The 25,610-nt window shown below is 40.0% G+C and carries 26 protein-coding genes and 1 pseudogene; 9 read left to right on the top strand and 18 right to left on the bottom strand.

Annotation, left to right across the window (positions count from 1 at the left end):
- Nucleotides 1-70: 70 nt before the first annotated feature.
- On the top strand, nt 71-421 hold the full coding sequence (locus tag IE222_RS01715; RefSeq protein ID WP_191269069.1) for a hypothetical protein: 351 nt from the start codon (nt 71-73) through the stop codon (nt 419-421).
- On the opposite strand, the gene IE222_RS01710 is transcribed toward IE222_RS01715, so the two are convergent.
- Nucleotides 418-1,047: a TVP38/TMEM64 family protein gene (locus IE222_RS01710; protein ID WP_191269067.1), complete on the bottom strand. Its 630-nt coding sequence runs from the start codon at nt 1,045-1,047 to the stop codon at nt 418-420. The two genes, IE222_RS01715 and IE222_RS01710, sit on opposite strands and share 4 nt — an antisense overlap.
- Nucleotides 1,048-1,283: 236 nt before the next feature.
- On the opposite strand from IE222_RS01710, the gene IE222_RS01705 reads away from it, so the two are divergent.
- Complete coding sequence (locus IE222_RS01705) at nt 1,284-2,423, top strand: TIGR04053 family radical SAM/SPASM domain-containing protein (RefSeq protein ID WP_191269360.1); 1,140 nt, start codon at nt 1,284-1,286, stop codon at nt 2,421-2,423.
- 85 nt (nt 2,424-2,508) lie between these two features.
- Here the strand turns inward: IE222_RS01705 and IE222_RS01700 are convergent, their stop codons facing one another.
- From IE222_RS01700 to IE222_RS01690, 3 genes are read right to left on the bottom strand one after another with little or no spacing between them, the layout of a single operon-like run.
- Nucleotides 2,509-3,609, bottom strand: coding sequence for a Ger(x)C family spore germination protein (locus IE222_RS01700; protein ID WP_223282540.1), 1,101 nt, complete (start codon nt 3,607-3,609; stop codon nt 2,509-2,511).
- Complete coding sequence (locus IE222_RS01695; RefSeq protein ID WP_191269063.1) at nt 3,606-4,673, bottom strand: GerAB/ArcD/ProY family transporter; 1,068 nt, start codon at nt 4,671-4,673, stop codon at nt 3,606-3,608. The genes IE222_RS01700 and IE222_RS01695 overlap by 4 nt, the downstream gene beginning before the upstream one ends.
- A 23-nt stretch (nt 4,674-4,696) precedes the next feature.
- Entirely contained in the window at nt 4,697-6,031 is a 1,335-nt protein-coding gene (locus IE222_RS01690) for a spore germination protein (protein ID WP_191269061.1), read from the bottom strand.
- A gap of 172 nt (nt 6,032-6,203) precedes the next feature.
- Between IE222_RS01690 and corA the strand changes: the two genes are divergently transcribed.
- Complete coding sequence (gene corA, locus IE222_RS01685) at nt 6,204-7,154, top strand: magnesium/cobalt transporter CorA (RefSeq protein WP_191269059.1); 951 nt, start codon at nt 6,204-6,206, stop codon at nt 7,152-7,154.
- Nucleotides 7,155-7,211: 57 nt separating this feature from the next.
- Here corA and IE222_RS01680 read toward each other — a convergent pair whose 3' ends face one another.
- On the bottom strand, nt 7,212-7,532 hold the full coding sequence (locus IE222_RS01680; protein WP_191269057.1) for a hypothetical protein: 321 nt from the start codon (nt 7,530-7,532) through the stop codon (nt 7,212-7,214).
- A 222-nt stretch (nt 7,533-7,754) separates the two neighbouring features.
- On the opposite strand from IE222_RS01680, the gene IE222_RS01675 reads away from it, so the two are divergent.
- Nucleotides 7,755-8,804 carry a M42 family metallopeptidase gene (locus tag IE222_RS01675; protein WP_191269055.1) on the top strand — a complete coding sequence of 350 codons (1,050 nt, stop codon included), beginning with the start codon at nt 7,755-7,757 and terminating at the stop codon, nt 8,802-8,804.
- A 106-nt stretch (nt 8,805-8,910) separates the two neighbouring features.
- Nucleotides 8,911-9,126 carry a twin-arginine translocase TatA/TatE family subunit gene (gene tatA, locus IE222_RS01670; RefSeq protein ID WP_191269053.1) on the top strand — a complete coding sequence of 72 codons (216 nt, stop codon included), beginning with the start codon at nt 8,911-8,913 and terminating at the stop codon, nt 9,124-9,126.
- Between the two features lie 47 nt (nt 9,127-9,173).
- On the opposite strand, the gene IE222_RS26670 is transcribed toward tatA, so the two are convergent.
- On the bottom strand, nt 9,174-9,299 hold the full coding sequence (locus tag IE222_RS26670; RefSeq protein ID WP_275671418.1) for a hypothetical protein: 126 nt from the start codon (nt 9,297-9,299) through the stop codon (nt 9,174-9,176).
- Nucleotides 9,300-9,713: 414 nt separating this feature from the next.
- Between IE222_RS26670 and IE222_RS26270 the strand changes: the two are divergent.
- Nucleotides 9,714-10,099, top strand: a pseudogene (locus tag IE222_RS26270) (transposase); the annotation flags it as partial.
- Between the two features lie 429 nt (nt 10,100-10,528).
- On the opposite strand, the gene IE222_RS01660 reads toward IE222_RS26270, so the two are convergent.
- The 5 genes from IE222_RS01660 to hmpA form a co-directional block, all read right to left on the bottom strand.
- A complete protein-coding gene (locus tag IE222_RS01660) occupies nt 10,529-11,053 on the bottom strand; it encodes a hypothetical protein (protein ID WP_191269049.1) in 525 nt (174 codons plus the stop codon).
- A gap of 158 nt (nt 11,054-11,211) precedes the next feature.
- Nucleotides 11,212-12,192, bottom strand: coding sequence for an ABC transporter permease (locus tag IE222_RS01655; protein WP_191269048.1), 981 nt, complete (start codon nt 12,190-12,192; stop codon nt 11,212-11,214).
- Nucleotides 12,185-13,099: an ABC transporter ATP-binding protein gene (locus IE222_RS01650; protein WP_191269046.1), complete on the bottom strand. Its 915-nt coding sequence runs from the start codon at nt 13,097-13,099 to the stop codon at nt 12,185-12,187. The genes IE222_RS01655 and IE222_RS01650 overlap by 8 nt, the downstream gene beginning before the upstream one ends.
- A gap of 10 nt (nt 13,100-13,109) precedes the next feature.
- Nucleotides 13,110-13,886 (bottom strand): SGNH/GDSL hydrolase family protein, encoded by a 777-nt coding sequence (locus IE222_RS01645; protein WP_191269044.1) that lies wholly within the window; start codon nt 13,884-13,886, stop codon nt 13,110-13,112.
- 143 nt (nt 13,887-14,029) lie between these two features.
- Complete coding sequence (hmpA, locus tag IE222_RS01640) at nt 14,030-15,241, bottom strand: NO-inducible flavohemoprotein (RefSeq protein WP_191269042.1); 1,212 nt, start codon at nt 15,239-15,241, stop codon at nt 14,030-14,032.
- Nucleotides 15,242-15,446: 205 nt separating this feature from the next.
- On the opposite strand from hmpA, the gene IE222_RS01635 reads away from it, so the two are divergent.
- The gene (locus tag IE222_RS01635) at nt 15,447-16,034 is read left to right on the top strand and encodes a YdcF family protein (protein ID WP_191269040.1); all 588 of its coding nucleotides are present in this window, start codon (nt 15,447-15,449) and stop codon (nt 16,032-16,034) included.
- Between the two features lie 70 nt (nt 16,035-16,104).
- On the opposite strand, the gene IE222_RS01630 is transcribed toward IE222_RS01635, so the two are convergent.
- Both IE222_RS01630 and IE222_RS01625 read right to left on the bottom strand, forming a co-directional pair.
- Nucleotides 16,105-17,052: an MBL fold metallo-hydrolase gene (locus IE222_RS01630; RefSeq protein WP_191269039.1), complete on the bottom strand. Its 948-nt coding sequence runs from the start codon at nt 17,050-17,052 to the stop codon at nt 16,105-16,107.
- 68 nt (nt 17,053-17,120) lie between these two features.
- Nucleotides 17,121-17,879, bottom strand: coding sequence for an SDR family NAD(P)-dependent oxidoreductase (locus tag IE222_RS01625; protein WP_191269037.1), 759 nt, complete (start codon nt 17,877-17,879; stop codon nt 17,121-17,123).
- A 96-nt stretch (nt 17,880-17,975) separates the two neighbouring features.
- Here IE222_RS01625 and IE222_RS01620 point away from each other — a divergent pair, with 96 nt between their 5' ends.
- Both IE222_RS01620 and IE222_RS01615 read left to right on the top strand, forming a co-directional pair.
- On the top strand, nt 17,976-19,556 hold the full coding sequence (locus IE222_RS01620; RefSeq protein WP_191269035.1) for an amidohydrolase: 1,581 nt from the start codon (nt 17,976-17,978) through the stop codon (nt 19,554-19,556).
- A gap of 101 nt (nt 19,557-19,657) precedes the next feature.
- Complete coding sequence (locus IE222_RS01615) at nt 19,658-20,431, top strand: IclR family transcriptional regulator (RefSeq protein ID WP_191269033.1); 774 nt, start codon at nt 19,658-19,660, stop codon at nt 20,429-20,431.
- Nucleotides 20,432-20,466: 35 nt separating this feature from the next.
- Here IE222_RS01615 and IE222_RS01610 read toward each other — a convergent pair whose 3' ends face one another.
- The 5 genes from IE222_RS01610 to IE222_RS01590 form a co-directional block, all read right to left on the bottom strand.
- Nucleotides 20,467-21,195 carry an enoyl-CoA hydratase/isomerase family protein gene (locus IE222_RS01610; RefSeq protein ID WP_191269031.1) on the bottom strand — a complete coding sequence of 243 codons (729 nt, stop codon included), beginning with the start codon at nt 21,193-21,195 and terminating at the stop codon, nt 20,467-20,469.
- Nucleotides 21,196-21,240: 45 nt separating this feature from the next.
- The gene (locus tag IE222_RS01605) at nt 21,241-22,020 is read right to left on the bottom strand and encodes an enoyl-CoA hydratase/isomerase family protein (RefSeq protein WP_191269029.1); all 780 of its coding nucleotides are present in this window, start codon (nt 22,018-22,020) and stop codon (nt 21,241-21,243) included.
- Between the two features lie 32 nt (nt 22,021-22,052).
- Nucleotides 22,053-23,954 (bottom strand): CoA transferase, encoded by a 1,902-nt coding sequence (locus tag IE222_RS01600; protein WP_191269027.1) that lies wholly within the window; start codon nt 23,952-23,954, stop codon nt 22,053-22,055.
- Between the two features lie 27 nt (nt 23,955-23,981).
- Nucleotides 23,982-24,125, bottom strand: a complete 144-nt coding sequence (locus IE222_RS01595) for a desulfoferrodoxin (RefSeq protein ID WP_191269024.1) — start codon at nt 24,123-24,125, stop codon at nt 23,982-23,984.
- 227 nt (nt 24,126-24,352) lie between these two features.
- The gene (locus IE222_RS01590; RefSeq protein WP_191269022.1) at nt 24,353-25,588 is read right to left on the bottom strand and encodes a CaiB/BaiF CoA transferase family protein; all 1,236 of its coding nucleotides are present in this window, start codon (nt 25,586-25,588) and stop codon (nt 24,353-24,355) included.
- Nucleotides 25,589-25,610 lie beyond the last annotated feature (22 nt).

Raw genomic sequence — 25,610 nt, 5'->3', positions numbered from 1 at the left:
ACTCTTACGTATACTTATTAAATTCCCTGTCAATAACAATAGCAAACAATAGTCAGAGAGGTGTTATTGATTGAAGGGAATCTATTTTATCAATGATCGCATGACACTAGATGGTTTCGCTAAGGAAGACAGTATTTTATTGCAAACGGAACCAATCATGAAATATATAAAAGAACGAAACATTCAGGTCGTCAAACTTAATCCATACCAATTAAATGATTATTACACCAATCCACATGCACTTTTATATGACCTAAAAAAAGAAAACAAGCAATTGGATTGCTTGATTTATTTCTCGCTTCAAGTATTGGAGGATTATATTTATTCCTATCCAGCAAAATGGCTCATTTTAAAAAGTTTCTTTAAAGAAGTTGTTGCCGTTGAAAACCAAAATGATCATAACATTCAAAGAGTGATTTAATTTGAAGACTTTTTTTCCATTCGACGATACACAATCACTAAGTTGATGAGGAACAGAATAAGCAAGTAAACACCGTATAATCCAAATGAGTACAGCTTATTCTCATTAAATGATGCACCCGCATAGGACAGGATCAAAATATTAGGGATTTTGCCAAGTGTTGACGCAGCAAAAAAAGTAACCCATTTAACATGACTTAAGCCGCAAATAATATTGACCACTGGTGCTGGTATGATCGGGATCAGCCTGCAGGTCAGAATTGCTAAAAATGAATTGCGGGTCAGCAGTTTTTCGTATTCCTGGACTTTTGGATATTTCTGCAGTTTTTCCTGTGCAAAATCCCTAAATCCATATCGGCTTAAAAGATATAACCCCATTGTTCCTGCCATCGCTCCGGTTAAGGAGATGACCACTCCTTGAGCTGTACCGAAGACCGCTCCGATTACTCCAGCTAATACAGGAAAAGGAATCACAGGAAAAAAGACACAAATCGCTACCAGCAGCATACTAATGGCAATTGATAGTGTCCCGCCCTCTTTTATTACCTGCAGCAAAGGATCTTTTTGAAAAAGCCCAACCACAATGATTAATAGAAAAATAATAATACTAACTATTCTTTTAAACATTATTTCCCCACCTAACACATCGTTTCTTATAACTATCATACAACAGTTTTAATAGAAGGAAGAAACTTCAAATATCGTAATTATTATTGTTTCCACTATTAAAATAGGAAAAATTTGATAGGATTGTAGAAATATTGTAACAAACCGCTCAGACACAGTCTAATAACCAATTTATAATAAACCTATAGAAACAAAAATTCGGTTACAAAAAATTTTCTAGAAACTCGGTGATAAAAATGCAAGGAATTGGAAAAGGACACCCCCATGGAGCGGGAAAAGCAATTGATTATGACGAAAACCCATTTATCATTATCTGGGAAGTAACAAGGGCATGTCAGCTGAAATGTGTCCATTGTCGTGCTGATGCACAAGTAACCGCTGATCCGCGTGAATTGACGCATGAAGAAGGTTTTCGTTTGATTGATCAGATTTACGAAATGGATAATCCGATGCTTGTTTTTACCGGCGGTGATTGTATGATGCGTGATGACTTGTTTGAATTAGCAGATTACGCTATTAGTAAAGGCATGCGTGTGTCCATGACGCCAAGCGCGACACCAAATGTGACAATCGAGAAAATGAGACTGGCCAAAGAAGTTGGTCTTTCCCGCTGGGGCTTTAGTCTCGATGGCCCTACTCCGGAAATACATGATCATTTCCGCGGGACTCCTGGTTCTTTTGAACTTACGCTTGAGAAAATTAAATTTTTAAACGAATTAGAAATGCCGTTACAAATTAATACTGTGATATCTCGTTACAATTATGATTTACTTGAAGAAATGTCCAGGCTTGTTGCTGATCTCGGGGCGGTAATGTGGTATATCTTCCTGCTTGTCCCAACCGGACGCGGACAATTAGATGCCTGCATTACACCGGCAGAGCATGAAAAAGTATTCCGCTGGTTATATGAATTAAGTAAAACAGCACCCTACGATATCAAAACAACCGCGGCACAGCATTACCGCCGGGTCGTATTACAGCAGAAAATGCGTGATCATTTAATCGAAAAAGGCGAAATTCATTATGAGGATACGATTACAACTGATTTTGCTTCCATGCATGACGGCTTAAAACGTGCACCAAAGGGCGTCAATGACGGCAATGGCTTCATCTTTGTTTCCCATATTGGGGATGTCCTGCCGAGCGGATTGCTGCCGATTGTCTGCGGTAATGTCAGGGAGAAGCCGCTTGCTGAAATATACCGCGAATCCGAAGTGTTAAAACAGCTTAGAAGACCTGACAACTATAAAGGAAAATGCGGAGTGTGCGAATATAACAAAGTTTGCGGCGGCTCCCGCTCAAGGACCTATGCTGTAACCGGCGACTACTTGGAAAGCGAACCGTTCTGCGTCTACATTCCACAGGCTTTGCGATGAAACACAGAAAGTTTCTTTTCTTGCTCCCTACAAGTTTCTTATTTATTTTATGAAGAGGCATTCCACATGTCGGAATGCCCTTTTCCTATTCAATTAACCCCGTATCAGTAATTTTCACCTTGGTTACAACCTTAAAGGTAATCTTCGGATAAATCCTCTTCCATTGCTGCCAATCATCATTGTTAAAATGACGCGAACGATAGCGGATGCCAAATCCAAGCGGGTCCACATCTGCCTTTTGAATTTTTACTAAAAGATCTTCAAACTCCTTATTTAACGACTTTTCTGCAGCTTTTTCATATCCCGATAATTGATTATTTGTTACACGCCTATTTGTCTCCTCCAGTCTGCCCTTAACGGAAACTTCAAACTTAATATAAGGGTCTTTCCCTTTAGGGGTATGTATTTTATATTTAGCTTTCACTTGTTGTGTATCAATGACAACTGTTGTTTTCCCTTTGGTCAATTTAATTGCACTTTTTTCTTCTTTGGATTTTAAAAAATTTAACATTTTGGTCTCTTCCGGTGCAAGATGTAGAATCATGTGGGATTTATTAAATAGACCAACTGAATTTATTTCAAAAATTTGTTTTTGTGCTTCAATGATCGGTAAAATTGGGTCAATTCCTCTTTCAATTAAGCGATATTTGAAATCAAACAACAATGATGGAATGATATATGGTGTTTCAGAACCATCCTTTCCTAAGGCTAGGAATATAGCATTGGACGGCAGCTGCTCTGATTTTGGTTTGACATTTAAGACATCTTGCGCGGTAGGTTTTCCAATTGCTACCCAGGCAATCCCCTGAACATCACGTCTTCTTGGAAACCAGTAATAGATTCCAGCATTTCCTGAAGTTTTGACAACCTCCTCACTAAGAATAATAACTTTGGCATGGCTGAAATCAATCTCCTTATCTACCTTTGTCTTTAAAATCCTTACTGCCTCCGACATAGAATCAGCCTTTTCTGATACAATACTAAATTCATTAGGTTGATCCTTAGATGCACTAGGAATGGCAAATTTCAAGCTGATAAGGTACTTTTTTGAGCTGTTTTTTGCAAGATCGACGCCGATACTGACGACAAATAGGCGTTTATCGATATCTTTAAAACCACATCCGCTTAATAAAAAGACTGCACTGAAAACGAGGCCGTAAATTCTCCAGTTGCCGATGGTTCTCACGTTTTCTGCCTCCTTGCCCATATATAAAATAAACCTACAACAATTATTTCCAATCCAAACCTACTAAGCATCCAATGGACTGTAATTTTATTTAGCAGCAAGGTATGAAAGAAAAGGGCACAGGCGACCGATATGCAAGCAAAGACTGCCAGTACTGCCCAGTCCTTTTTTTTACTTTCTTTATAGGTTCCCTTTATTAATTCATAGGACAAATGCCAATGGACGGAGACACTCATAAGTGTAATGCCCATGTAAAAAATTAAAAATAAAAAGATCACCCGCTCGATTGGACTATAGACCAATCGGAGGGAATCGGAGGTTGATATCCATGGATAAAGATATTCCTGGGCTCCGTCAGAACCGTGAAATCCTATAGGAATAAAGAAAGTCGTAAATAAATTGAATAGTCCCAAGAAAAAGACCATGATAAAATTCCAACCCTTAATTTTCCCTTTAATGATTCGATTAAAAATAATTAAATTAGTATACCCTGCAAAAATATAGGAAGCAGCTGCAATCGCTTTTAGGCTTGGTTTTGTAAAAAGATGAGTACCAACTTCGAGGATTGAGTCCCAAACTAAATAGTCACTTGTAAAAGCCTTAAAAATAATAAATAATATGAGCGGAGTGTTTAAAAACAGGACAATTTCAAGTAAATACATGACCCTTTCTGTAGAAAGCTTGGTTATAAGCAAAATTCCCGCTAAAAAAACGGATAAAAGATACATAAATGACATTTCAGGATTTACAAATCGTCTTAAAATATCAACAAATCCTAATAACGAAATTAGTCCTGCAGTAAAAGCTGCAAATGAAATAATGCCAAAAAGGAGATTTATGATCCAGCGTTTCCGTGATCTTGCAAATATCTCTGGAAACCCTTTTTCGGGAAACTTGGTTATTGCCTTTGTAAATAATACATTCAAACTAAATCCTATAGGGATGGCAATCAGTGTCCCCATTACCGCTCCATTGTAGCGATATTCAATCAGAATTTTTGGAACAAACATTATGACATTAATCAGCATATTTAACAGAATTAAATATAAATAGTAACGATTCATGCGCCTCTCTCCTCGATTGCAGGCTATTCCTTATGCGGTTTACTTTGTACTAGAGTGAGAAACGGCTCACCAAAACTATCAAGCTTTACTAAATAAGCGATAAAGATGAAAAAACCAATAACAACTCCCACTATTCCAAAGAAGGTTGCCGATGCTAAAATAAAGTATTTTACAATTCGAACTGAGAAGCTAAAAGCATTAATCGGCACGACGAAATTTGAAATCGCTACAGCCGATACAATAATGATCATTATATTACTCACTAAACCTGCCTCTGTCGCTGCTTGTCCTAGAATTAAACCGCCTACAGTAGTCGCCGTCGGGCCGATGGCTTTTGGCAGACGAATACTCGCTTCCGTCAGCATCTCCATCATGAAAAGCATCAGCAGTACTTCAATAAAAGAAGGATAAGGCACAGCATTCCGGCTCCCAGCAATCGATAATGCCAGCTGCACCCGATAAATCTCCGGATTGTAGCTTGTCGTAGCCACATATAGTCCCGGCAGACAAACACTAATAATAAAGCCAATATAGCGTAATAACAGGAGAAATCTCCCTACCCAATACGTCTGGTAAATATCCGCCATAGACGCCATAAAATCTTTCATAACCGTAGGCAAAATAACAGCAAAGGGCGACCCCGCTACAAGCAGAATCACTTTTCCTGTAGCCAAATTCACGGCAACCCGGTCAGGACGTTCTGTCACAAGCATTACCGGAAACAGAGCTCTGTTGCTTTTTTTTATCGCATCGAGCAATTGTTCACCCGTTTGGAACATTTGGATATTAACATTTGATAAAAAATCTTTTATCTTGTTTAATGTTTTCGGGTCGGCATACCTCGTATCATGAAGAATCATGACCTCAGTCTTTGAAATTTTCCCAACGGTTGTTAATTCTACATTTAGAAAAGCCTCCGGGTAACGCTTTCGAATGAGACCTAAATTAGTTGGCAAGCTTTCACTAAATCCTGATTGCGGCCCTTGAATCGTGGTTTCCACTGTCGTATCTAAAACTGAATTATTGCGGTCTACTTTACTATCAAATAGCAGAACTGAATCCTGATAAAAAAGAATTGCTACCCCGTTTAATATTTCATTAATCGTCTTTTCTTCCGTCTCGTACGATTTTATTTGCGGGATGGATTCTAGATAATTTTTGAATTCATCAGGATGCTGCTGTTCGAAAAATGGCTTATATAATTTATCATGGAGGACTGCTTCGTCACTTATTGATTTAATATAAAAAACTTCCAAATATTTTTCTTTTGTATGCAGCTCCTTAAAGACTACATCAGCTGCTTTTGGGATTTTTCCTTTAAGACGTTCCTTAATTTGTTCCACTGCAATTGTTGGCATCTTTTCTACCTCTCAATTAACTGCTTGTATTCTACCTTTCCTCAACGACTGGTATTTTATGCAAAAAAGTGCAGGTAAAAAACAATGAATGGAGTATTCAGGATTTCACAATTTGACATCAATTTAGGATTGTTGTTATGCTTGTTTTACTTAACTGAACCGGAGAGTTTTTATGATTAGAACATTAGCGGTCACAAAAAATCATGATGTAATAAAAGATGTAGACATCACAAAGCTGGTGGCGGAAGATTTTCTTTGGTACTGGATTGATTTTAATGAACCATCCGAAGCGGAAATTGACCTTCTAAGAGAACCGTTAAATTTTCATCCATTAGCAATAGAAGACTGTATCTTTACCTTACAGCGACCAAAGCTTGACTATTATGAGGGCTACACCTTCTTTGTCACCCAATCCCTTAATCAAGGAGACGTAACAAGAGAAGAGATTGATTTCTTTCTTAGCGAACATTTTGTTGTGACCTTCCATCACAAACCTTCAAAGGAAATTAATGAGGTATGGGTTAGGTTGAGTGAGGCTGTTCATACGAAGAAATGGGACCCCTCACACATTTTATATAATGTGATTGATAAAATGGTGGACAATTATTTTCCACTTGTTTATCAAATAGAGGATAAGTTAAATCAAATTGATGAAAATTCAAAAGGAAGAACAATGGAGGTGCTGCTTGAGGATTTATTTGATACCCGGCATGATCTCCTATCTTTACGGCATACAATTACACCGATGAGGGATCTCGTATATCGAATTCTTAACTCACAGCGGATGACGTATATTCATGGAAAAAAAGAATACTTTTCTGATATTCACGATCATTTGCTTAAATTAACGGAAATGATTGAAGCAAACCGCGAATTGACAACTGATATTCGGGACAGCTATATATCCATTAATTCACATCAAACAAACCATGTGATGAAAGTCCTAACCGTGATTACCACAATCTTTATGCCATTAACTTTTATCGTCGGCCTGTATGGAATGAATTTTCACTATATGCCAGAATTAAACTGGCGATACGGCTACTTTGTAACACTTATTACCATGTTTATAATTGCCTTAGGGATGTCCTGGTGGTTCTATAAAAAAGGCTGGTTTAAATAGGAAAAGGGTGTCAGGCACCATGTGAAAAATTCACATGGTGCCTGACACACCTTTAATTTATTCCGGCTCCTTCCAGTTTTCATAAACAACCGTTCCGCCGGTTAAATCAATGGTATTACGTTCGCCTTTATAATACATTTTTCCGTTCTTTTCGATGATTAAATGGTCATACGTATACACCTTCTGACCGTTCGGCAGGTCGATGACTACTTTTTTTCCTAGCTTCTCTGTTGGCGCTTCAATTTTGATGGTATTCTGATAGTATTGCAAGAATCCAAATACCCCTGCGCTTACAATCATACATGTTATGATGAAAAGTAATAGACCTCTCCATGGCGATTGCTTCGGCTTTTGGTTGTATAGTTCTGCTCTGGTCAATTTTCCCCTCTCCCTTACTGCATTGAAGATTATCGTTTTGTTTTTTTAATAGTCTGAACACTTGCATTTATCTCCAATTTATAGCCGTTTTATTCTCGATAAAACAATCACTACCTATCCTATGCGGCAGATTAAAAAAATTGCAGATGAGAGCTTTATTAACATGAATTTTTCTATTAGTTATATAATATAAAGGAAATAAATTTTGAGAGGAGAAGGTTTATGGTATACCCGAATATCGAAGAAATATTTCCATTATTAAAAAATCTAGTATCAATTCCTAGTCCATCAGGTAACACCAATGAAGTGATTACCTATGTCGAAAAATTCCTTTCGGAATTACAAATTACAACTCGGAGGAACCGGAAGGGTGGATTAATTGCAACAATAGAAGGTAAGGATTCGAGCCAACATCGGATGTTAACCGCGCATGTTGACACACTCGGGGCAATGGTCAAGGAGATTAAACCGAGCGGCAGATTAAAAATTGACTTAATTGGCGGCTTCAAGTACAACTCTATTGAAGGTGAATACTGCCAAATAGAAACAAGCAACGGAAAAAAATATAGCGGGACGATTCTTATGCATCAAACATCTGTCCACGTCTATAAAGACGCTGGCAAAAAGGAACGCAATCAAGATAATATGGAAGTCCGCATTGATGAAAAAGTACATAGCGAACAAGAAGTACGCGCCCTTGGGATAGAAGTAGGCGATTTTGTTTCATTTGACCCGCGCGTCGAGGTAACACCTAGTGGTTACATAAAATCTCGTCATTTAGACGATAAAGCAAGCGTTGCAATTCTATTACAGTTAATGAAGCAAATAAAAACAGAAAATCTTCACTTACCATACACAACCCATTTTTTAATTTCAAACAATGAGGAAATCGGCTATGGCGGTAACTCCAACATCACTCCGGAAACGGTGGAGTATCTGGCTGTAGATATGGGGGCGATGGGAGACGGTCAGTCAACTGACGAATATACAGTCTCTATATGTGTCAAGGATGCAAGCGGCCCTTACCATTATGAATTACGAAAACATCTAGTACGTCTTGCTGAGGAGAATAACATCCAATATAAATTAGACATTTACCCATACTATGGCTCTGACGCTTCTGCAGCCATTCGCTCCGGGCACGATATTATTCATGGGTTAATTGGTCCTGGCATTGACTCGTCTCACGCATTTGAACGCACTCATAAATCATCAATCGAAAATACAGCTAAGCTTTTATATCACTACATTCAGTCTAATTTAATTCAATAAATTTTACGAATAAACGGAAAGTAATTTTAAATTTATAATACTAGAATAATGAGTAGCCACCCGCTATAATGATTCTGTAGACTACTCATTGCTAGGAGTTGAATTCATGCTTTCAAATATTGGAATGCCCGGATTAATTTTAATTTTAGTGCTTGCTTTAATTATATTCGGTCCTAATAAGCTTCCCGAAATTGGCCGTGCCTTCGGTAAATCGATTCGAGAATTTAAGCGTGCGACTGATGGAATAACTGATGATATTAAAGAAGAAATAAAAAGCGACATCCAAGAAGCAAAAAAAGAGACAGTTAATTTAAAAAAATAACTTAGAAAAACATCCCCTGAATTGTTTCGAGGGATGTTTTTTTGTTCTTACCTTCTCGATTTGTCTGCTAACGCTTGAAATTGATTCATTAACTTTTTCCGGGACTTATCGTTTCGAAGTAAATATGCTGCTCCTAATGCAGCTGTTGTCATCATTAATCCCTTCCGTTTCATACAGACCCCTCCTTATGATATATCATTCTTACAATTCCCACTCAATAAAGATTTTATGAAATTCGGGATTCGTTCTTCCCCGTCGAAAAAGCAAAAAAGCCAATTAAGTTTGATTGGCTTTCAGGCTGTCGAAAAACTTTCGACAGCCTTTTATTTTAAATTTTTACTTTAACAATTCACCAAATTAATATTATTATTAATATCGGCTTCTCAACAAGTCTGTTGATTTGCGCTCCAGGTGCTTCGCTTTCCGCGGGCGTGCCGGGGAGTCTCCTCGGCGCTGAAGCGCCTGCGGGGTCTCCCCTGCCCCGTACTCCCGCAGGAGTCTTCGCGCCTTCCGCTCCAATCAACAGGGTGGGTATTCAATAAAGACCTCCATCCCATCAAAAAATAATAAAAAAAGCGGTGAAATTAATGTTTAAGCCAAAAGAGTTTAGCCAAAGCGAATATGAATTTGTTTCTATTGATGAACTGGTTCCTACGATTTCCTTCTTCGATTGATCGATAAATATATTGATTTTTCGTTTCTTCTTAAAAAAATTCGTCCTTATTATAGCGATAATAACGGACACCCTACTGATCCCCTGATTCTATTTAAAATGATGTTTATTGGCTATATTTACGGCATTCGTTCTGAACGTCAATTAGAAAGGGAAATAAGAACAAACGTAGCCTACCGCTGGTTTTTAGGTTAAAAATTCAAGGATTCAGTTCCACCTCACTCTACGATTAGCTGGAATAGTCAACATCGATTTAAGGATACAACTATTTTTCAGGAGGTTTTTGATGAAATTGTGCTTTTAGAATGAAGCACAAGATGGCTTCACTCCTGCCGGTTACGGGGATTGTAAAAGAGCAAGTAAACAGACTCTTCTTACTGGAGCCTGCGAAAATATAAAAGATAGCAACACATTTAGCTAGGTTGGAAAAGGTGTGTTGCAATTCTTTAGGTTGATTTGCCCCCTGTTGATTGGAGCGGAGGGCACTCGACTCCTGCGGTATCGAGAGGTCACTGGAGACCCCACAGGCGCAAGGCGCCGAGGAGGCTCCAGGACCTCCCCGCGGAAAGCGAGTGCACGGAGCGGAAATCAACAGGCCCCGTTAGCATGGGCAATCTTATTATATAATCCGTATTTTAGGATCTGACAAATGAAAAATTGCCGAGAAAAAATACCCTCTCTCGACAATCTGAAAGCCAGACCAGTTTGATTGGCTTTTTCCCAATATTCTTATTCTGCCAGCATTTCTTTCATTTTGGCGTTATGTGCTTTGTAATGGTCTAACAGCTGATTAAGAATGTCTTTAGCCTGCTTGTCATCCTTGTTCTCAATAGCTGTTTGCAGGTCTCTGAATTTTTTCCAATGTGCCATATATTTGCCGCCATGAATCTCCTTCATAAATTGTTCCTTGGTAATTTTCCCTTCTTCCAGCAGCTTCTTCAAATTCTGCATTTTCTCCAATTTTTCCTTTTTCCATTGCTCGCGTTTTTTAGCATTTTCGGGTTTCTTCCACTGTTTGCGAAGCTCTTTCTTTTCCTCTATAGCTTGAGTCCACTCTGATTTTTTCTCTGGAGTATATTGCTCAACCCAAGAAAGAAGCTTCTGTTCCCGTTCCAGCATCTGTACATGCCAATCCTTATGCATTTTATGATGTTGGTGATCTCTATTGGTGTCAGGCACCGTCCCCTGCGCCGTTGCAAACCCAGATGTTGAAAAAATTAATCCTAACGCTAAAATAAATACGTTTAACTTCATGTTTTTCACCTTCCACTATTCCTTTTTTAATAAAGTGCTTCACAAGAAGTTAGCATACCCAGTAAAGCAAAAAAAATTTACCATTTCGGCAAATAATTAGTAATTATTTCTCAAGAATGCAAAAGACCCCTTTCTCATTTTGAAAGGAGTCCATTCATTTAATAAACATCTTTTTTCGTAAACACCATAAATGATACCAGTAATGCGGCGGCCCACCATACAAGCAGCACCGACATAGAGAACGAAAGATTCATCCCTTCAATCGGCGGCGCATTGCCCTTCATATAGTCAGTTAACCTGAGATTTACCATGAAAAAGTATTTCGCTGATTCCCAGGACGAAACCATATTACTAAGGATAGCCCCGGATATTAGGGCCGCAAGCATCACGCCCATGCCAGCTGCTGTACTCCGAATCAGCACCGAAAGCATGAAGGAAAGTGTACCAACCACGATTGCCACAAACCAAACAAGCCCTAAGTCCATTAATAAAAACTTCCACAGACTTAATAATTTTACATCAGATGTATTTAACCCCTCGTCCGTTACATGAAAACCCGTTAAAATCGGCGCCCCAAATCCCTTATAGCCAAATACAACACCCGAAATAGCATAAGATAAAAAGCCGGTTATGGCTATAATTAAGGATATCGCTAAACAAAGTGTTATGTATTTACTAAGCAGTACCTTCCACCTGTTGACTGGCCTTGTCAGCAGAAGTTTAACCGTACCAAGACTATGTTCTGATGAAACAAGATCACTGGCGATCACCATCACCATTAAAGGGATAAATAAATCAATCGAGTTTTCAAGAAAAATCCGCATGAAGGTTGGTGCACCCGGTTCCGCAGGATTAATATCATGATCCAGATAATATTGTTGCTGCTGAAGCGAAATTTGCAGCTGCTTTTTCCATTCATCAGAAATTCGGCTGCTGCTAAGCCGATTGGTTGTATCAACAATTTGCTGCTGGAGAATTGTACGCCAATCACTTGTTCCTAATTTTTCCCTTTGTGTTTGTACTTGTTTATATTGGGCATATGTAAACAGGATCACTAAAACACCTATAATCAGGGCAATAACGACCAGTCGTTTCTTGGCAATGAGTTTCAACATTTCATTTTGGACCAATTTATTCAATCGTTTCACCTCCGGTCAGTTCGAGGAATAAATCTTCCAGCACCGGCATTTTGCGATTCATTTCCAACACGGACACACCAGCTTCGACCAGCTGTTTATTCCATTCTGGTGTCATTTGTTCATTATATTCTGTCCAAAGTGTACCGTCTTCTTTTTCTTCGATCCCGGTTAATGCTCCTAACACTTCTTTCCCTTTAAAAAATGGATCGAGGCGCCATACCATTTTTTCACGATTTGATAGAAGCTTTTGTACTGTGTCTGTCCGAATGATGGTACCTTTCGCAATTATCGCCACCCGGTCGCATAAAAGCTGGATTTCGCTTAGCAGATGGCTTGATACCAGAACACTTAACCCTTCCTGTTCAGCTAGAAAGCGAATGAACTCTCTCATTTCGCGGATACCTGCAGGGTCTAATCCATTTGTCGGTTCATCAAGAATTAAAACTTTTGGGTTGCCTAAGAGGGCCTGTGCTATTCCTAGGCGCTGTCTCATTCCCAGTGAATAGGTTTTAACTTTATCATGTATTCTCTCGGATAAACCGACAAGCGCCGTGACCTCTTTAATCCGTCCTTCCCCAACGCCATCAAGCATTCGAGCAAAATGCAAAAGATTATTATAGCCTGACAGGTATGGATACAACTCCGGGTTTTCCACGATACAGCCAAGGTTCTTCAGGGCACCTTTAAAATCTTCTGCAATATTGCTGCCACAGATATGAATGCTTCCTGATGTCGGTTTGATCAATCCTACGAGCATACGGATGGTTGTTGTTTTTCCAGCGCCATTCGGTCCAAGAAAGCCAAATACCTCTCCTTCCCGCAAATCAAAGGTCAACCCTTTGATAATTTCCCGTCTTCCAATAACTTTCCTTAAATCCTTAACAGATAATGTGATTTTTTTCTCCATATATATCTCCTTACCAGGTAAGCAATGAAGCAACACGTTCTGCGATTAGCCGATACCCTTTTGTATTGGGATGAAATTTATCGGAATACAAGTAGTCATTAACCTTTAACTCAAACAGATCGAAAGTAGGTACGAACACAATCTTTGGAAACTCAGCACTTACCTCCGCACTGTCATAATTCCAGTGGCGGATAACTTTGGACATTTCTTTACCTTGGTCTAACTCAATGAATGGATTATACAAACCGACAAAAAACACATTGGCTTGTTTATTGTTCTTACGGATTTGTTCAAAAATAAATTTTAAATTGCTGAGGTATTTCTTTTCAATTGCAGCAATATCTTCTGTTTGGAAATCCATTAAACCTTCTCCGCTGCGAAATAAATCATTACCGCCAATAGTTACCAATACGACATCCGCTTTTTGCAGCTGCCTTCCTACTTCTTTTTGCTGGATTTGCTTTTTCAATTGATCAGATCTTTGTCCGTTAATGCCAAGGTTTGTCAGCTGGACTGATTTTTTGCTCTTTTCCTTTATTTCATCAACTAAAACACCAACATAACCTTTTCCTGTCTCATCACCGGTCCCTCTCGTAAGGGAGTCCCCTAAAGCAACAATTGTCAATCCCTGTTTGTTTTCTGCCTCAGTGGAAACATCAGCTTCATGTACAACCTTTTCCGGTTTGCCGGCATAATAATCCCCCACAGCCCAGCCAAGCCCAACGAGCCAGAGGAGACAAAAAAATACTGCGATTATGGTAATCGATCGAACCATATTCTTACTCAAAAAGCTCAATCCTTTCTAGCATTTTTCTTACTTTTATTTAAACATAATTATGGAAGGATTCAAACTTTTAGTCTTACAAATAATGCTAAAAAGAAGGCATTAAAAAACCCGGCAGCTAAATTTCGATACCGGGTTTTGTCTCATTATACTAATGCAGCTTTAGGACCAAAGAATTCGAAATGAATACGTTCTTCTTGTACTCCTAATTCTGTCAAGGAGCGATTAATAGCCTTCATAAATGGCAGCGGGCCACAGAAGTAAAAATCAGCATCTTTTGTAGGAACTTTCTCATCTAACCAATCACGTGTTACATAACCTTCAACATCAAAACGATTGTTTTTACGATCCTCTTCTGTTGGTGAATCATAGAAGAAATAGGAAGTTACATTTTCGAGCTTAGTAAGTTCTTCTACTTCATCTCTTAGGGCATGAACATTTCCGTTTTGTGCTGCATGGATAAAGATAACTTTTCGCTCTGGCTGAACGTCCGCCACAGTTTTCAGCATACTCATCATTGGTGTTAAGCCGACGCCGCCGCTTAAAAGAACTACTGGCGTTTCCTTATCTGTATCAAGTACGAAATCTCCTGCTGGTGCACTAATTTGAAGAATTTCCCCTTCTTCTACACTGTCGTGCAGATAGTTAGACACCATTCCATCCGGATTTGGTGTACCTGCTTCACGCTTTACACTAATACGGTAATAGTCCTTACCAGGTGCATCAGATAAACTGTATTGACGGATATGGGTAAATTTTTCGCCTTCAATATCCAGTTTTATACTAATATATTGACCAGGCTGAAAATCAGCAATTTCTTTGTGATCCACAGGTTTTAAATAGAATGAAGTAATAACATCACTTTCCACAACCTTCTTTTCAACGATAAAGCGGCGGAATCCATCCCAGCCGCCTTTTTGTTTTGCAGCCTCTTCATACATTTCTGCTTCTACGCTGATAAAGGCGTCTGCAATAACACCGTAAGCTTTAGCCCATGCATCAATTACTTCATCTGTTGCAGCATCGCCAAGGACATCTTTAATGGCCAAAAGTAAATGTTTTCCGACAATTGGATAATGCTCTGGTTTAATGCCAAGACTTCTATGTTTGTGACCAATTTGCTTTACAACTGGAAGAATAGCCTCAAGGTTATCAATATAGGCAGCCGCAGCATAAACTGCTCCGGCAAGCGCTCTTTGCTGTCTGCCTTGCTTTTGGTTAGCATGGTTAAATATATTTAATAATTCAGGGTGATTGCCGAACATTAACTGATAGAATCTGGTGGTAATTGCTTCTCCGTGTTGTTCTAACACAGGTACTGTTGATTTAACGATATCGATTGTTTTTTGATCTAACAATTTAAACACTCCTTATGTTTTCACTATATCCATAGGTGATTATATGAAAAAAAACACTTCAATTAAGTGATTTAAATCACATGTCCCCGTTTTTGAGTAATTCTGACTATTAATAAAATTCAGTTCCCCTTTATTACGTTATCCCAAATATGCCAATGTCTAGTATAATATGGAAATACAAGAGATGATGGCGGGGTAATATAGAATGAATAGACGAAAGAAAGTGTTATCGGTCATGGGTATAATAATCGTTTTGGGGTTAATTTATGTTGGGTTCTTACAATTCAAAATTAGCCAATATAGTCAAGAGAAAGTACCAAATAACGCAGATTATTTAATTGTTTTGGGGGCAAGAGTAAAGGGGACAGTTCCTTCATTGGCCCTTGCCAGCAGAATTGAGACTGCCGCAGACTACTTAAAGAAAAATGAAAAGACCATCGTGATTGCATCAGGTGGAAAAGGGCCTGGGGAGGATATCTCCGAAGCGGAAACGGTCAAAAGAGAGCTAGTAAACAGAGGAATTAATGAATCTAGGATTATTTTAGAAAATAAATCGACTGATACATATGAAAATATCCGTTTTTCGAAAAAACGCTTACCTCCTGATGCCAAGTTTGGCCTGGTGGTAACGAATACCTTTCATGTATACCGTGCAGTATCGCTTGCCGGTGACCAAGGACTTAAGGTTGAAGGACTTCCGGCTAATACACCAGCGATGGCGGTTGTTAAATCCTATACTAGAGAATATTTGGCGATTACAAAGTATTACTTAGTGAAATATATTCTGCAATGAACTTAACAACTAAAGCCGGGATAGAATAAAGGCTGGGATATTAGAGTCCAGCCTTTATAGCATACCTTTTTCAGCTATTTTGATAGAAATATATTTTTCCTTCCTTTTCCGCTATCTTGACCTGACCAAGTGATTCCAAGTAAGTTAGATTGGTAATCGTTTGATAAAAAGCAGAACCTGCACGCTCCTGAGAAAGGTTTCTCCCATATACTTGCTGTGAAACTTCAAAGGCGGTACTTCCCTGTTCATTAATAGCATCATATGTTTGGTTCCATCTTTTTTGATAATGAGACATCATTAATTCAATTCTTGCCATTAAATCAGGAATTGGCTCCCCATGACCGGGAAGAACATATTTGGCCTGGCATTGCATCAGCTTTTCAAGCGCTTGAAGATAGTCTTTTAAAGGGTTATCACCCTCTCCATTGCAAATCACAATCGGATTAATAGAATTTAAGATATGATCGCCAACGAAAAGCACCTGATTTTTCTCATTAAAGAAACTAAAATGGTCGGGAGAATGTCCAGGGGTCCAAATCGTATTATAGCTGTAATCGCCAAGAGGAATTTCTTCATTTTCATCAAATACCATATCAGGATCAAATTGATAGGATTTATATTGATGAAACCTGTTATCTTGTTTTCGAAAAAGTGGTCCTCCATGCCTTACTAAAAATAAAGCATGAGGATTAAAATATTTTTCATTAATAAATTGAGCGCGGATTTTGTTTAGTTCCGCATAGCTTTTTGCTGCCATCCAAACAGGGACATTAAACTGCTGCTGAAACCATCCCGCTAAACCAATATGGTCTGTATGAGCGTGTGTAACCACAACCTTTTCAACTACTAAGCCTTCGCTAATTACTTTTTGCCAAACAGCAATTGCTTCCTCTGTATAATCACCAGTATCTACAACTGTATAGCCCCTTTTTCCTTTGATTAAATAGCAATTTACATTTCCAAAATCATAAGGAATTGGAACTGTCAACAGAAATACATCATCCAATATTTTTTGCATCAACTGAATACCCCCTTACTTAAGAATACCGGCGATTATAAAACCTGATGAGGGTTAAAATATATGCACTATCGAACCATGACCGTACCCCCATCAACCATAATCGTCTGTCCAGTGATGTAATCAGCATCTCGACTGGCTAAAAATACGGCTGCCCGCCCAATATCTTCCTCACAATCGCCAAGACGGCCAAGCGGGATAAGCGAGACCATTTTATTGTAAGCGTTTGGATGTTCCTCCTGTAATCGTTCAACGCCTGGTGAATTGGCAATTGGCGAAATAAGGTTTACATTTATCCCATACCTGCCCCATTCAGTTGCTGCTACACGAGAAATTCCACGGATTGCTTCTTTTGCTGCTGCATATGAGGCTTGTTTGCTCAGTCCAATCATACCTGCCCCTGAGACAAAATTAATCACCTTTCCTTTCGATATTTTTAAATACGGCAACGCACTTTTCATTAAAATAAAGGTTGACCAAAAACCTGTATTCAAGGCAAGGTCCATTACCTCTTCCGTCGTTTCCTCAAAAATCACATTTTGAGAGGTTTGGGCATTATTCACTAAAATATCAAGTACTCCAAACCTTTCAATTACCTTTTCAACTATAGCTGGCAGCTTATTACGATCTGCTAAATCTGCCTGTATAAATAAGGCATTACAACCTAACTTCAACAATTCCTCTTCCGTTCTTTTTCCTTTTTGTTCGCTTAATCCTACAAACACAACTGAGGCTCCTTCTTTAGCGAAGGCATGGCAAATTCCTCTTCCGATACCCGACGACCCGCCTGTAATCAAGGCTACTTTATCTTTTAATTTCAATCTCATAACCTCCTAATCTTAATAAAAACTTTTGTAATCATTTGAATATTTATGATATTATTTTTACAATTAAGAAAAATGACATTTTAGGAGCAATTAGTTATGCCCATAACTCCAGCAGATTTTGTTATTGAAAATGCCTCGGTAATTACGATGGACTCACAATGCCCGTTTGCTAAAGGCGTTGCTGTGGCAGATGGAAAAATCACTGCACTTATTTCCTCTGAAAATGAAAACTATCCCATTAAACCTGGCGGTAAGCGTATTAACGGTAAAGGATTAACCCTGTTACCTGGGCTTATTGATGCACATTGTCATCTTCGTGCGCAGATCAGCCACGAATTATCAGTGTCATGCAGCCGCAATTCAATTAATTCTATTGAAGAAATCATCAATGCTATACGTCAAGAGGCGAAATGTTTACCACCTGGGACCTGGATTCGCGCAACCGGATATGACCCTTTCTATCTAAAAGAAGAACGGCATCCAAATCGCTGGGATTTAGACCAAGCAGCTCCAAACCATCCTGTTCGTCTGCGCCATGTAACTCGTCATGCTTCAGTCCTCAACAGCGCAGCACTGACCCTTGCTGGAATTGGCCCAACTAGTTCAGAGCCTCCAGGTATGAAGGTCGATCGTAACTATGAAACAGGAATGCCAACGGGAGTGATCTATGGCGGTGATACTTGGCTTTCTCAATTTGTCATACCTCCCATCACCGCAGCCCAGCTTAAAACAGGGGCAATCCATTTACAAAAGAAGCTGCTTAGTAGAGGAATAACTTCTGTCCAGGATGCTACCCCAACAAATGGACTCGGAGACTTAGAGTTTTGGGCAAATAGAATAGATCAGGAAAATTGGTCAATTCCAATTCAATTAATGGCGAATGAAAAAAATCATCTCACTTTGACTAAGCACCTGGCAAAAGAATTCTCCCCGGAGATTTCAACACGCTTAGAAATGGGATCTGTTAAGGTAGTACTTGAAGCACTCCCAGAACTTTATCCGTCTCTGGATGAACTGTCCCGTATTGCAGTTACAGCAACCAGCCGAAATGTGCCAATTGCCGTTCATGCAGTGGATCCTGAAATGGTTTGGACTGCTACAGAAGCCATTCGCTCAGCTCAGGACAACTATCCAGAAAAAAAAATCCGCCATCGGATTGAACACCTTAGTCTATGTCCGGATGCATTTTTACCGGCAATTTCTGAGTTAGGAATCATCGTAGTGACCAACCCCAGCCTTATTTATAATCATGGTGACCGTTACCTTATCGATGTGGATCCACTTGAACAGGAGTGGCTTTATCGTATGAACAGCTTACGATCAGCAAATATCTCAATGGCTGCTGGTTCAGACGCACCTATTGCTTCTTTCGATCCGTGGATTGGGATTAAAACAGCCTGTATTCGTGCTTCCATTTCCGGCAATGTTGTTGGTCCGGCCGAAAAGCTAAGCCGCTGGCAGGCTTTAAAAATGTATACAACCGGTGCTGCACTTGCTGGCGGCTGGGAAAAAGTCCGAGGTAAAATCCATCCTGGTTACCAAGCCGATCTTATCGCTTTGGATCTAGATCCCCTCAACTGTTCTTTGGAAGCGCTCAGTCATATTAATGTCCTGGCAGCCTGGTCCAGCGGAAATCTTGTTTACTCTGGAAAGCCCATATTTTCACTATTTTCATAGTTTGTCAAAAATTGTTTCTTCCCTTATAATGAATGTAACTTTCATCTAGGAAACAATATAACTGACAAATGACATCAGAATATAGCATTATGGGGGACATCATGAACACTAAAAAAACGATTCATCGATTAAGTACTGTAGATAATGCCATTTCACTTCTAGCGATGTTTCTTAAATATGATTCTGTTGGACTCATGGATGTGGAACGCGAGTTAGGTATCAGTAAGACGGCCGCTTTTCGCCTAGCAGCCACAATGACTGATCGTGGTTTTTTGATAAAAAACACCAAAACCAAACAGTATTATCCAGGACCGATTCTTTTTCAATTGGTACAGAAATTCCAAGTGAATGACATTACAACAGTTGCACAGCCATTTATTCAGGAATTAGCGCAGCTGACAAATGAATCTATTTATCTATCCATTCGATCAGGAAATAGCTACATTTTTTTAACTGGGGTTGACAGTATCCATCCTGTTAAAGTTACCATCCCCTTTGGCGATGAAATAGATTTATATGTAGGTGCTGCAGGCAAGGTCCATATGGCATACATGTCAACTGTAGATATTGATACCTATTTCAAGCGAACAGAGTTCGAAAAAAATTCTTCGGTAAGCATTGAAAATTTAAAGGTTGAACTAATTCAAATTAGAGACGCTGGCTATTCTACAAGTTTCGGCGAAGCTTACCCTGATTCCGGGGGGATTGCTGTACCAATTTGGGGTCTCAGTGAGGAGCCAATTGCTGTACTTGGTCTTTTTCTCCCAATGACACGTCTTCCCCAAGATAAACGTGATCAACTAATTAAATTAGTGATAGATTTTGCTGAGAAAATATCGGCTGAATTTATAAGAAAGCAGGAAACAATAAAATGAACAGCGCGTCATTTAAATAAGTTCCCTAATAAAGATCATCTTCTTGTTGCCCATGATCGTGCCACGAGAACCTTTTCCCTGGCAAGCCCTTGTGATAACGGCATCTCTAGACCATGAGCCACCAGTGATTTAATCCATTTTGCTGAATTAGGATTACGTCCAACGAGTGCTTTCATATAATCAATAGTGGTCTCAAGAAGTTTCTCCGATGGTACGATCATGCTAATCATTCCTCGCTCCAATCCCTCCTCAGCTGTTATTCGATTGCCGAAAAGAGCAAATTCTAAGGCTAAGCCCTGATGTACCAGTCTAGGGAGACTTTGGGTCCCGCCTGCTGCCGGTATCATTCCCAATTTGGCCTCTGGAAGCGATAGGATGGTTCCAGGCGCTGCCATGCGAAAATCACAAAGCATTGCCATTTCCAGACCAGATCCAACGGCAAAACCATGCAAAGCTGCTGCAAGCGGTTTTGGAAACCGTCTGATTTCATCCCATAAATCCCGCTGCAGTCTTATTCTCCGTTTCCTTATGACTGAAGGTTCTGTTCCAAATTCAGTTAAATCTGCTCCCGCACAAAATCCCCTTCCTGCCCCGCAAATAACAAGACCATTAACAGATGGGTCATCCCGAAAAGCTAATATTGCTTCATATAATCCATCCCGTATCTCTACATTAAAAGCATTTAGATTTTCCGGGCGATTTAATGTAATTACTGCAATAGGTCCATCCTTTTCCAACAGGACCGCCGGTTCTTTTCCGTACATTTTGCTGCCTCCTTTTTACAGTAATAATGACAAACTTTTTAGCAATTATTCACCGATAAAATTCGGAGTTCGCTTTTCGAGGAAGGCTTGAACCCCTTCCATTCGGTCCTGACTTGTTTGCAGAAGCATATAAACATCAAGCTCCAACCGTAATGCTTGTTCTAAAGGTAATTCACTGCCTTTAAGGAGACACTCCTTCGTATATTGCATAGAAAGGCTTGACATATTAACAAGCTGCCGAGCCTTGTTGCAGGCTTCTGACAAAACCAAATCATCCTCTGTTAATTTGGTTGTTAAACCTAATTTCAACGCCTCAGATGCCTGGATCACATCCCCTCCCAAGAGCATCGACATGGCTGGACCTTTTCCAATTATTCGTGGTAACCGCTGTGTGATTCCTCCAGCAGGAACCAGTCCCCAAGAAGATTCCGGAACAGAAAACAATGCATTTTCGGAAGCATAGCGGATGTCTGCTATACATGCCAGACTAAGACCTAAAGACGCACAATACCCTTTAATTGCCGCAATAATCGGAACAGGCAACCGCGCCCACTCCTCAATTGCCGCACATGCCAAGCTTAAGGCAGAATATGACTCGTCAAAAGAATTTTCTACGCCATCCGGAGGATGAAGACCGATTGAAAAGCTTTTTCCATGCCCACCCAATACAATCACTTTAATGTTGTCTTTTTCCTGTAAATCACGGGCAATGCTTAACAGTTCTTGTGCCAATTCAGGATTGAATTGATTGTGGTTTTCAGGGTTATTCAATAAAACATGGGCTATACTATCATCGACCCAGACGTCAAGGTATCGGTATTTCATCAAAAAACCTCCTCTTATCTTAAAAAATTGCATTAAAAAACGGATGCTAATTCTGTATTACTACATGACTCGACTCGCTTAAGCACCTCATCCATGTGCTGACCAAGTTCTGGCGGTGGATTTGTTTGTGCCTCCCAGCCATTACTCTTCCAAGGCATTCCTAATACCGGCGGTCCTTCATCGATTACTAATCGTGAAATCTCCTCTTTAAGAGCAAGCTCTGAAATACCATACACTCTGTTATGAATACTCGGCGTTTTCGGTAATCTCCTATTTAATAAATAATCTGCAGTAAACTGGCAAGCGATTTCATACTGAGAGGCATCTATATGAGTCCCTTTTCCTTCACGCTTTCGAAAAATAAGTGCCGCTGCCAAAGCAAATGCACCATGAATTCCAGCGCCTATATCGCTTACCGAAAAACCAGGCAGCCACGGTATTTCGCTCTCTTTAGCAGAATTTTTAGTTAGCGAAGCTATGCCTGACATTGCCTCTAATGTAGGACCATAGCCAACAAAATCACGATAAGGACCTGTCTGTCCGAATGCAGAAAGAGAAACAATCGTAAGGTCTGGTCTAGCTTTCCAAAGTTCTTCTTTAGATAACCCAAAATTAGGCATAACTCGCGGACTAAAATTTTCAATAAGCACATCACTTACTTTGACTAAATCTAAAAATCGGATGAGGTCTGATTCTAAGCGAAGATCCAACTGGATTCCTAACTTATTGCGATTCAATTCCCTAAAAAAAGGGGCTTGTGAGCCCCGATTTGAACGAATCCCGTCAGGTCGATGAGGGGCCTCTATTTTAATGACCTCTGCACCTAGATCTGCAAAAAGTCTAGTACAATAGGGACCCGACCACATTCCGGTCAAATCGAGAATCCTAAGTCCCTTCCAGGAACTTTTTTCAAAGTAAGTATCACTGTTCTTTAAGGGAACAGGTCCTGTATGCGCCTTCCAAGGAAGCCGCATTCCAGGTATGCCAGCAGTCGATTTGTTGAAAAAGCTTCGAGCATCTAGCTGCGGGCAATGTAGTACTCCATCTGGAGTCTGAACCTTTGCAAACGGCATACGAAAAGCCTGACCTATCAGAAATAATTCTTCACTTGTCATTCGGCTGCTCCAATTTCCCAAGGCTTTTTCCAATGCTACACAATCCAACCGGCGTCCTTCATTACTGGACCATTCCCTTCGACGAGAGAGTTCTGCCCATCCCTCTAACAATTCCCACTTTTCGTCTACAGGAGCTCCGATAAAAACCCAGCTATCAAGGGCAGGCAGGATTGCCATTGGGGCCAATTTGTTATGACGGTTACCGGACCTGCTCCGGGAAATTCCACTTGCCAAAAAGGTGGAAAACGCTCCTTCAAGGGCGCTAACAGCAATAGTAAGAGCTTGAATTTGCACTAAGCGGGGCTTTCCCGTCCAACCTCTTTCAAGCAGAGCCAATAATCCTGCAGCTGCCGCATGAGCACCAACTAAATATGCAGCCGAGTATCCTCCGACAGCAAGAGGTGGAAAATTTGGATCACCGGTAAGATCCATCCATCCCCCAAGCGCTTGAAGAGCATGCTCCTCATCTAAGTCCACGCCTTGCGGTAATTCGATGTAAATGCCAATCCAAGATTTCTCCATTTTGGCAGCCAGAATTGATTTTAACTTTAGAGATAAATGACTATCCCAAAGAACGATATCCCATTGTTTACTTAAAAGATTCATGACTGTATCGTTAAACTCCAGCTCACTGCAGGTTTCAATTATCTCTTTTTTGCAGTCTCTAAAGTCTGATACAGATGTAGTAACCGTTATAACCTTTGTAACCTGAGCACCGCTTTCGGCGAAGAGTCTTCCGGCATAGCCGCCAGAAGGTCCGGTCGTTAGTTCCAAAATCCGCAGCCCGGTTAATAGATCATTTTCAAGCTCCTTTACCATGAATCTTTTCACATCCTCTGATATTGATTAGTCTGCTGTTGGCAAGGCAACAGGTTTTTTTAGCTGCATGTTAATCCCACAGCATTGAATCGCTCCTTCTCCAGCCTTTGTGCAAAGAACTTCACTCCCGCACTCCTTACACTCCAAACGTTTTCCAAGCTGATTTGCCATCACTATCTCTCCTTTCAACATCTAGTTAGCAGGTTAGCTATTAATGATGTCCTTTCATATGAATCTCTAGGATTATTTCTTTTCTAAAGGTATCCCGCAGCACTTCATTTCTGTCTTCCCTACTTTTGTCACGATAAATTCACTTTCGCATTTCGTACATCCAAGTTTTGTACCGATCTTAATTGACACTTTAATCCCCCCTAGCCTTTATATAACAGCGTTTACCGTTATTTGTTCATCTTGGCACCCAATGGTTCAACCCCAATGATTTCTCTTTGCTCAAATTTTTTAATCTGTTCATCTGACCGGCCCAAAATGCCCTTTAATACATAATCATTATGCTGTCCAAGCTTTGGGGCGGGACTGTGGTGTTCAAGACGTGTACTAGAGAATTTAACCGGCCACGAAGGAAAAGCATGAGTTCCGGTAAGATCTCGTGATACTTCTTGGTACATCCCTTGTAAAAATGGATCTTCCTCCATCTCATCTACCTCTAGTACAGGACCAGCACATATTCCTGCCTTTTGTAGCAAATTTGCGGCATCATAATGACCTAGCTGCAGCGTCCATTTTTCAATCAGCCCGTCTAATTCATCTTGATACTCACAACGGCCTACTATAGTTTGAAACCGTTCATCTTTTGCCAATAATGGGCTGTCAATTACCTTACAAAACTTTTCCCACTCATCATCATTTCTAATCGAAATAGCCACCCATGAATCTTCTCCTTTACAGCGGTATACTCCGTGTGGGGCCATATTAGGCTGACGATTCCCAACCCGTCCCCAATTCCTGCTGTTCATTGAGACATCTGCGATTGGCTGTCCAATTAGATTAGCGCATGCTTCTGCTTGAGCTACTTCAATAAATTGACCTTTGCCTGTTCGTTGTCTATATTCAAGAGCTGCCAACAGTGCAAATGCTGTATGAAAACTTGCAATGACATCGCCAACTCCAGATATAATCATCGGATTCTCATTTGGGTACCCGTTTGTCTGGGCAATCCCTGATAAGATTTCAAACGTGTATGCGAAGCCAGGTTTATTACGATATGGGCCGGTTCTTCCATAAGCTGGCATAGACACAAAAATAATTCTCGGATTTACCTTACAAAGTTCTTCATAGGAAAGCCCGAAGTTTTCCATTACCCTAGGGGAAAAATTTTCAATTACCACATCGCTTTTCGTCACTAATTCCTTAAACAACTCGATTCCTTCTGGATCATTCATATTGAGGGTTAATCCTAATTTGTTCAGGTTAGCGGCATTCCATTGCGGGCCAAGCTCCCACCAATCCTTTTCTCCAGGAGGCGCCATCGTATACCTAAATCCATCAGGAAACTGTATCGATTCAATCTTAATAACTTCGGCTCCAAGTGCGCCGAGATATGATGTACACATCGGCCCTGACCACCACATACTGAGATCAAGGATTCGAATTCCTTCCAAAGGAAAAGATGACACTGTTCTTACCCCCTTTTATTAA

It is taken from the genome of Neobacillus kokaensis (assembly GCF_014656545.1).
GTDB classification, from domain to species: domain Bacteria; phylum Bacillota; class Bacilli; order Bacillales; family Cytobacillaceae; genus Neobacillus; species Neobacillus kokaensis.
This window is presented reverse-complemented; position numbering and strand designations above follow the sequence as displayed.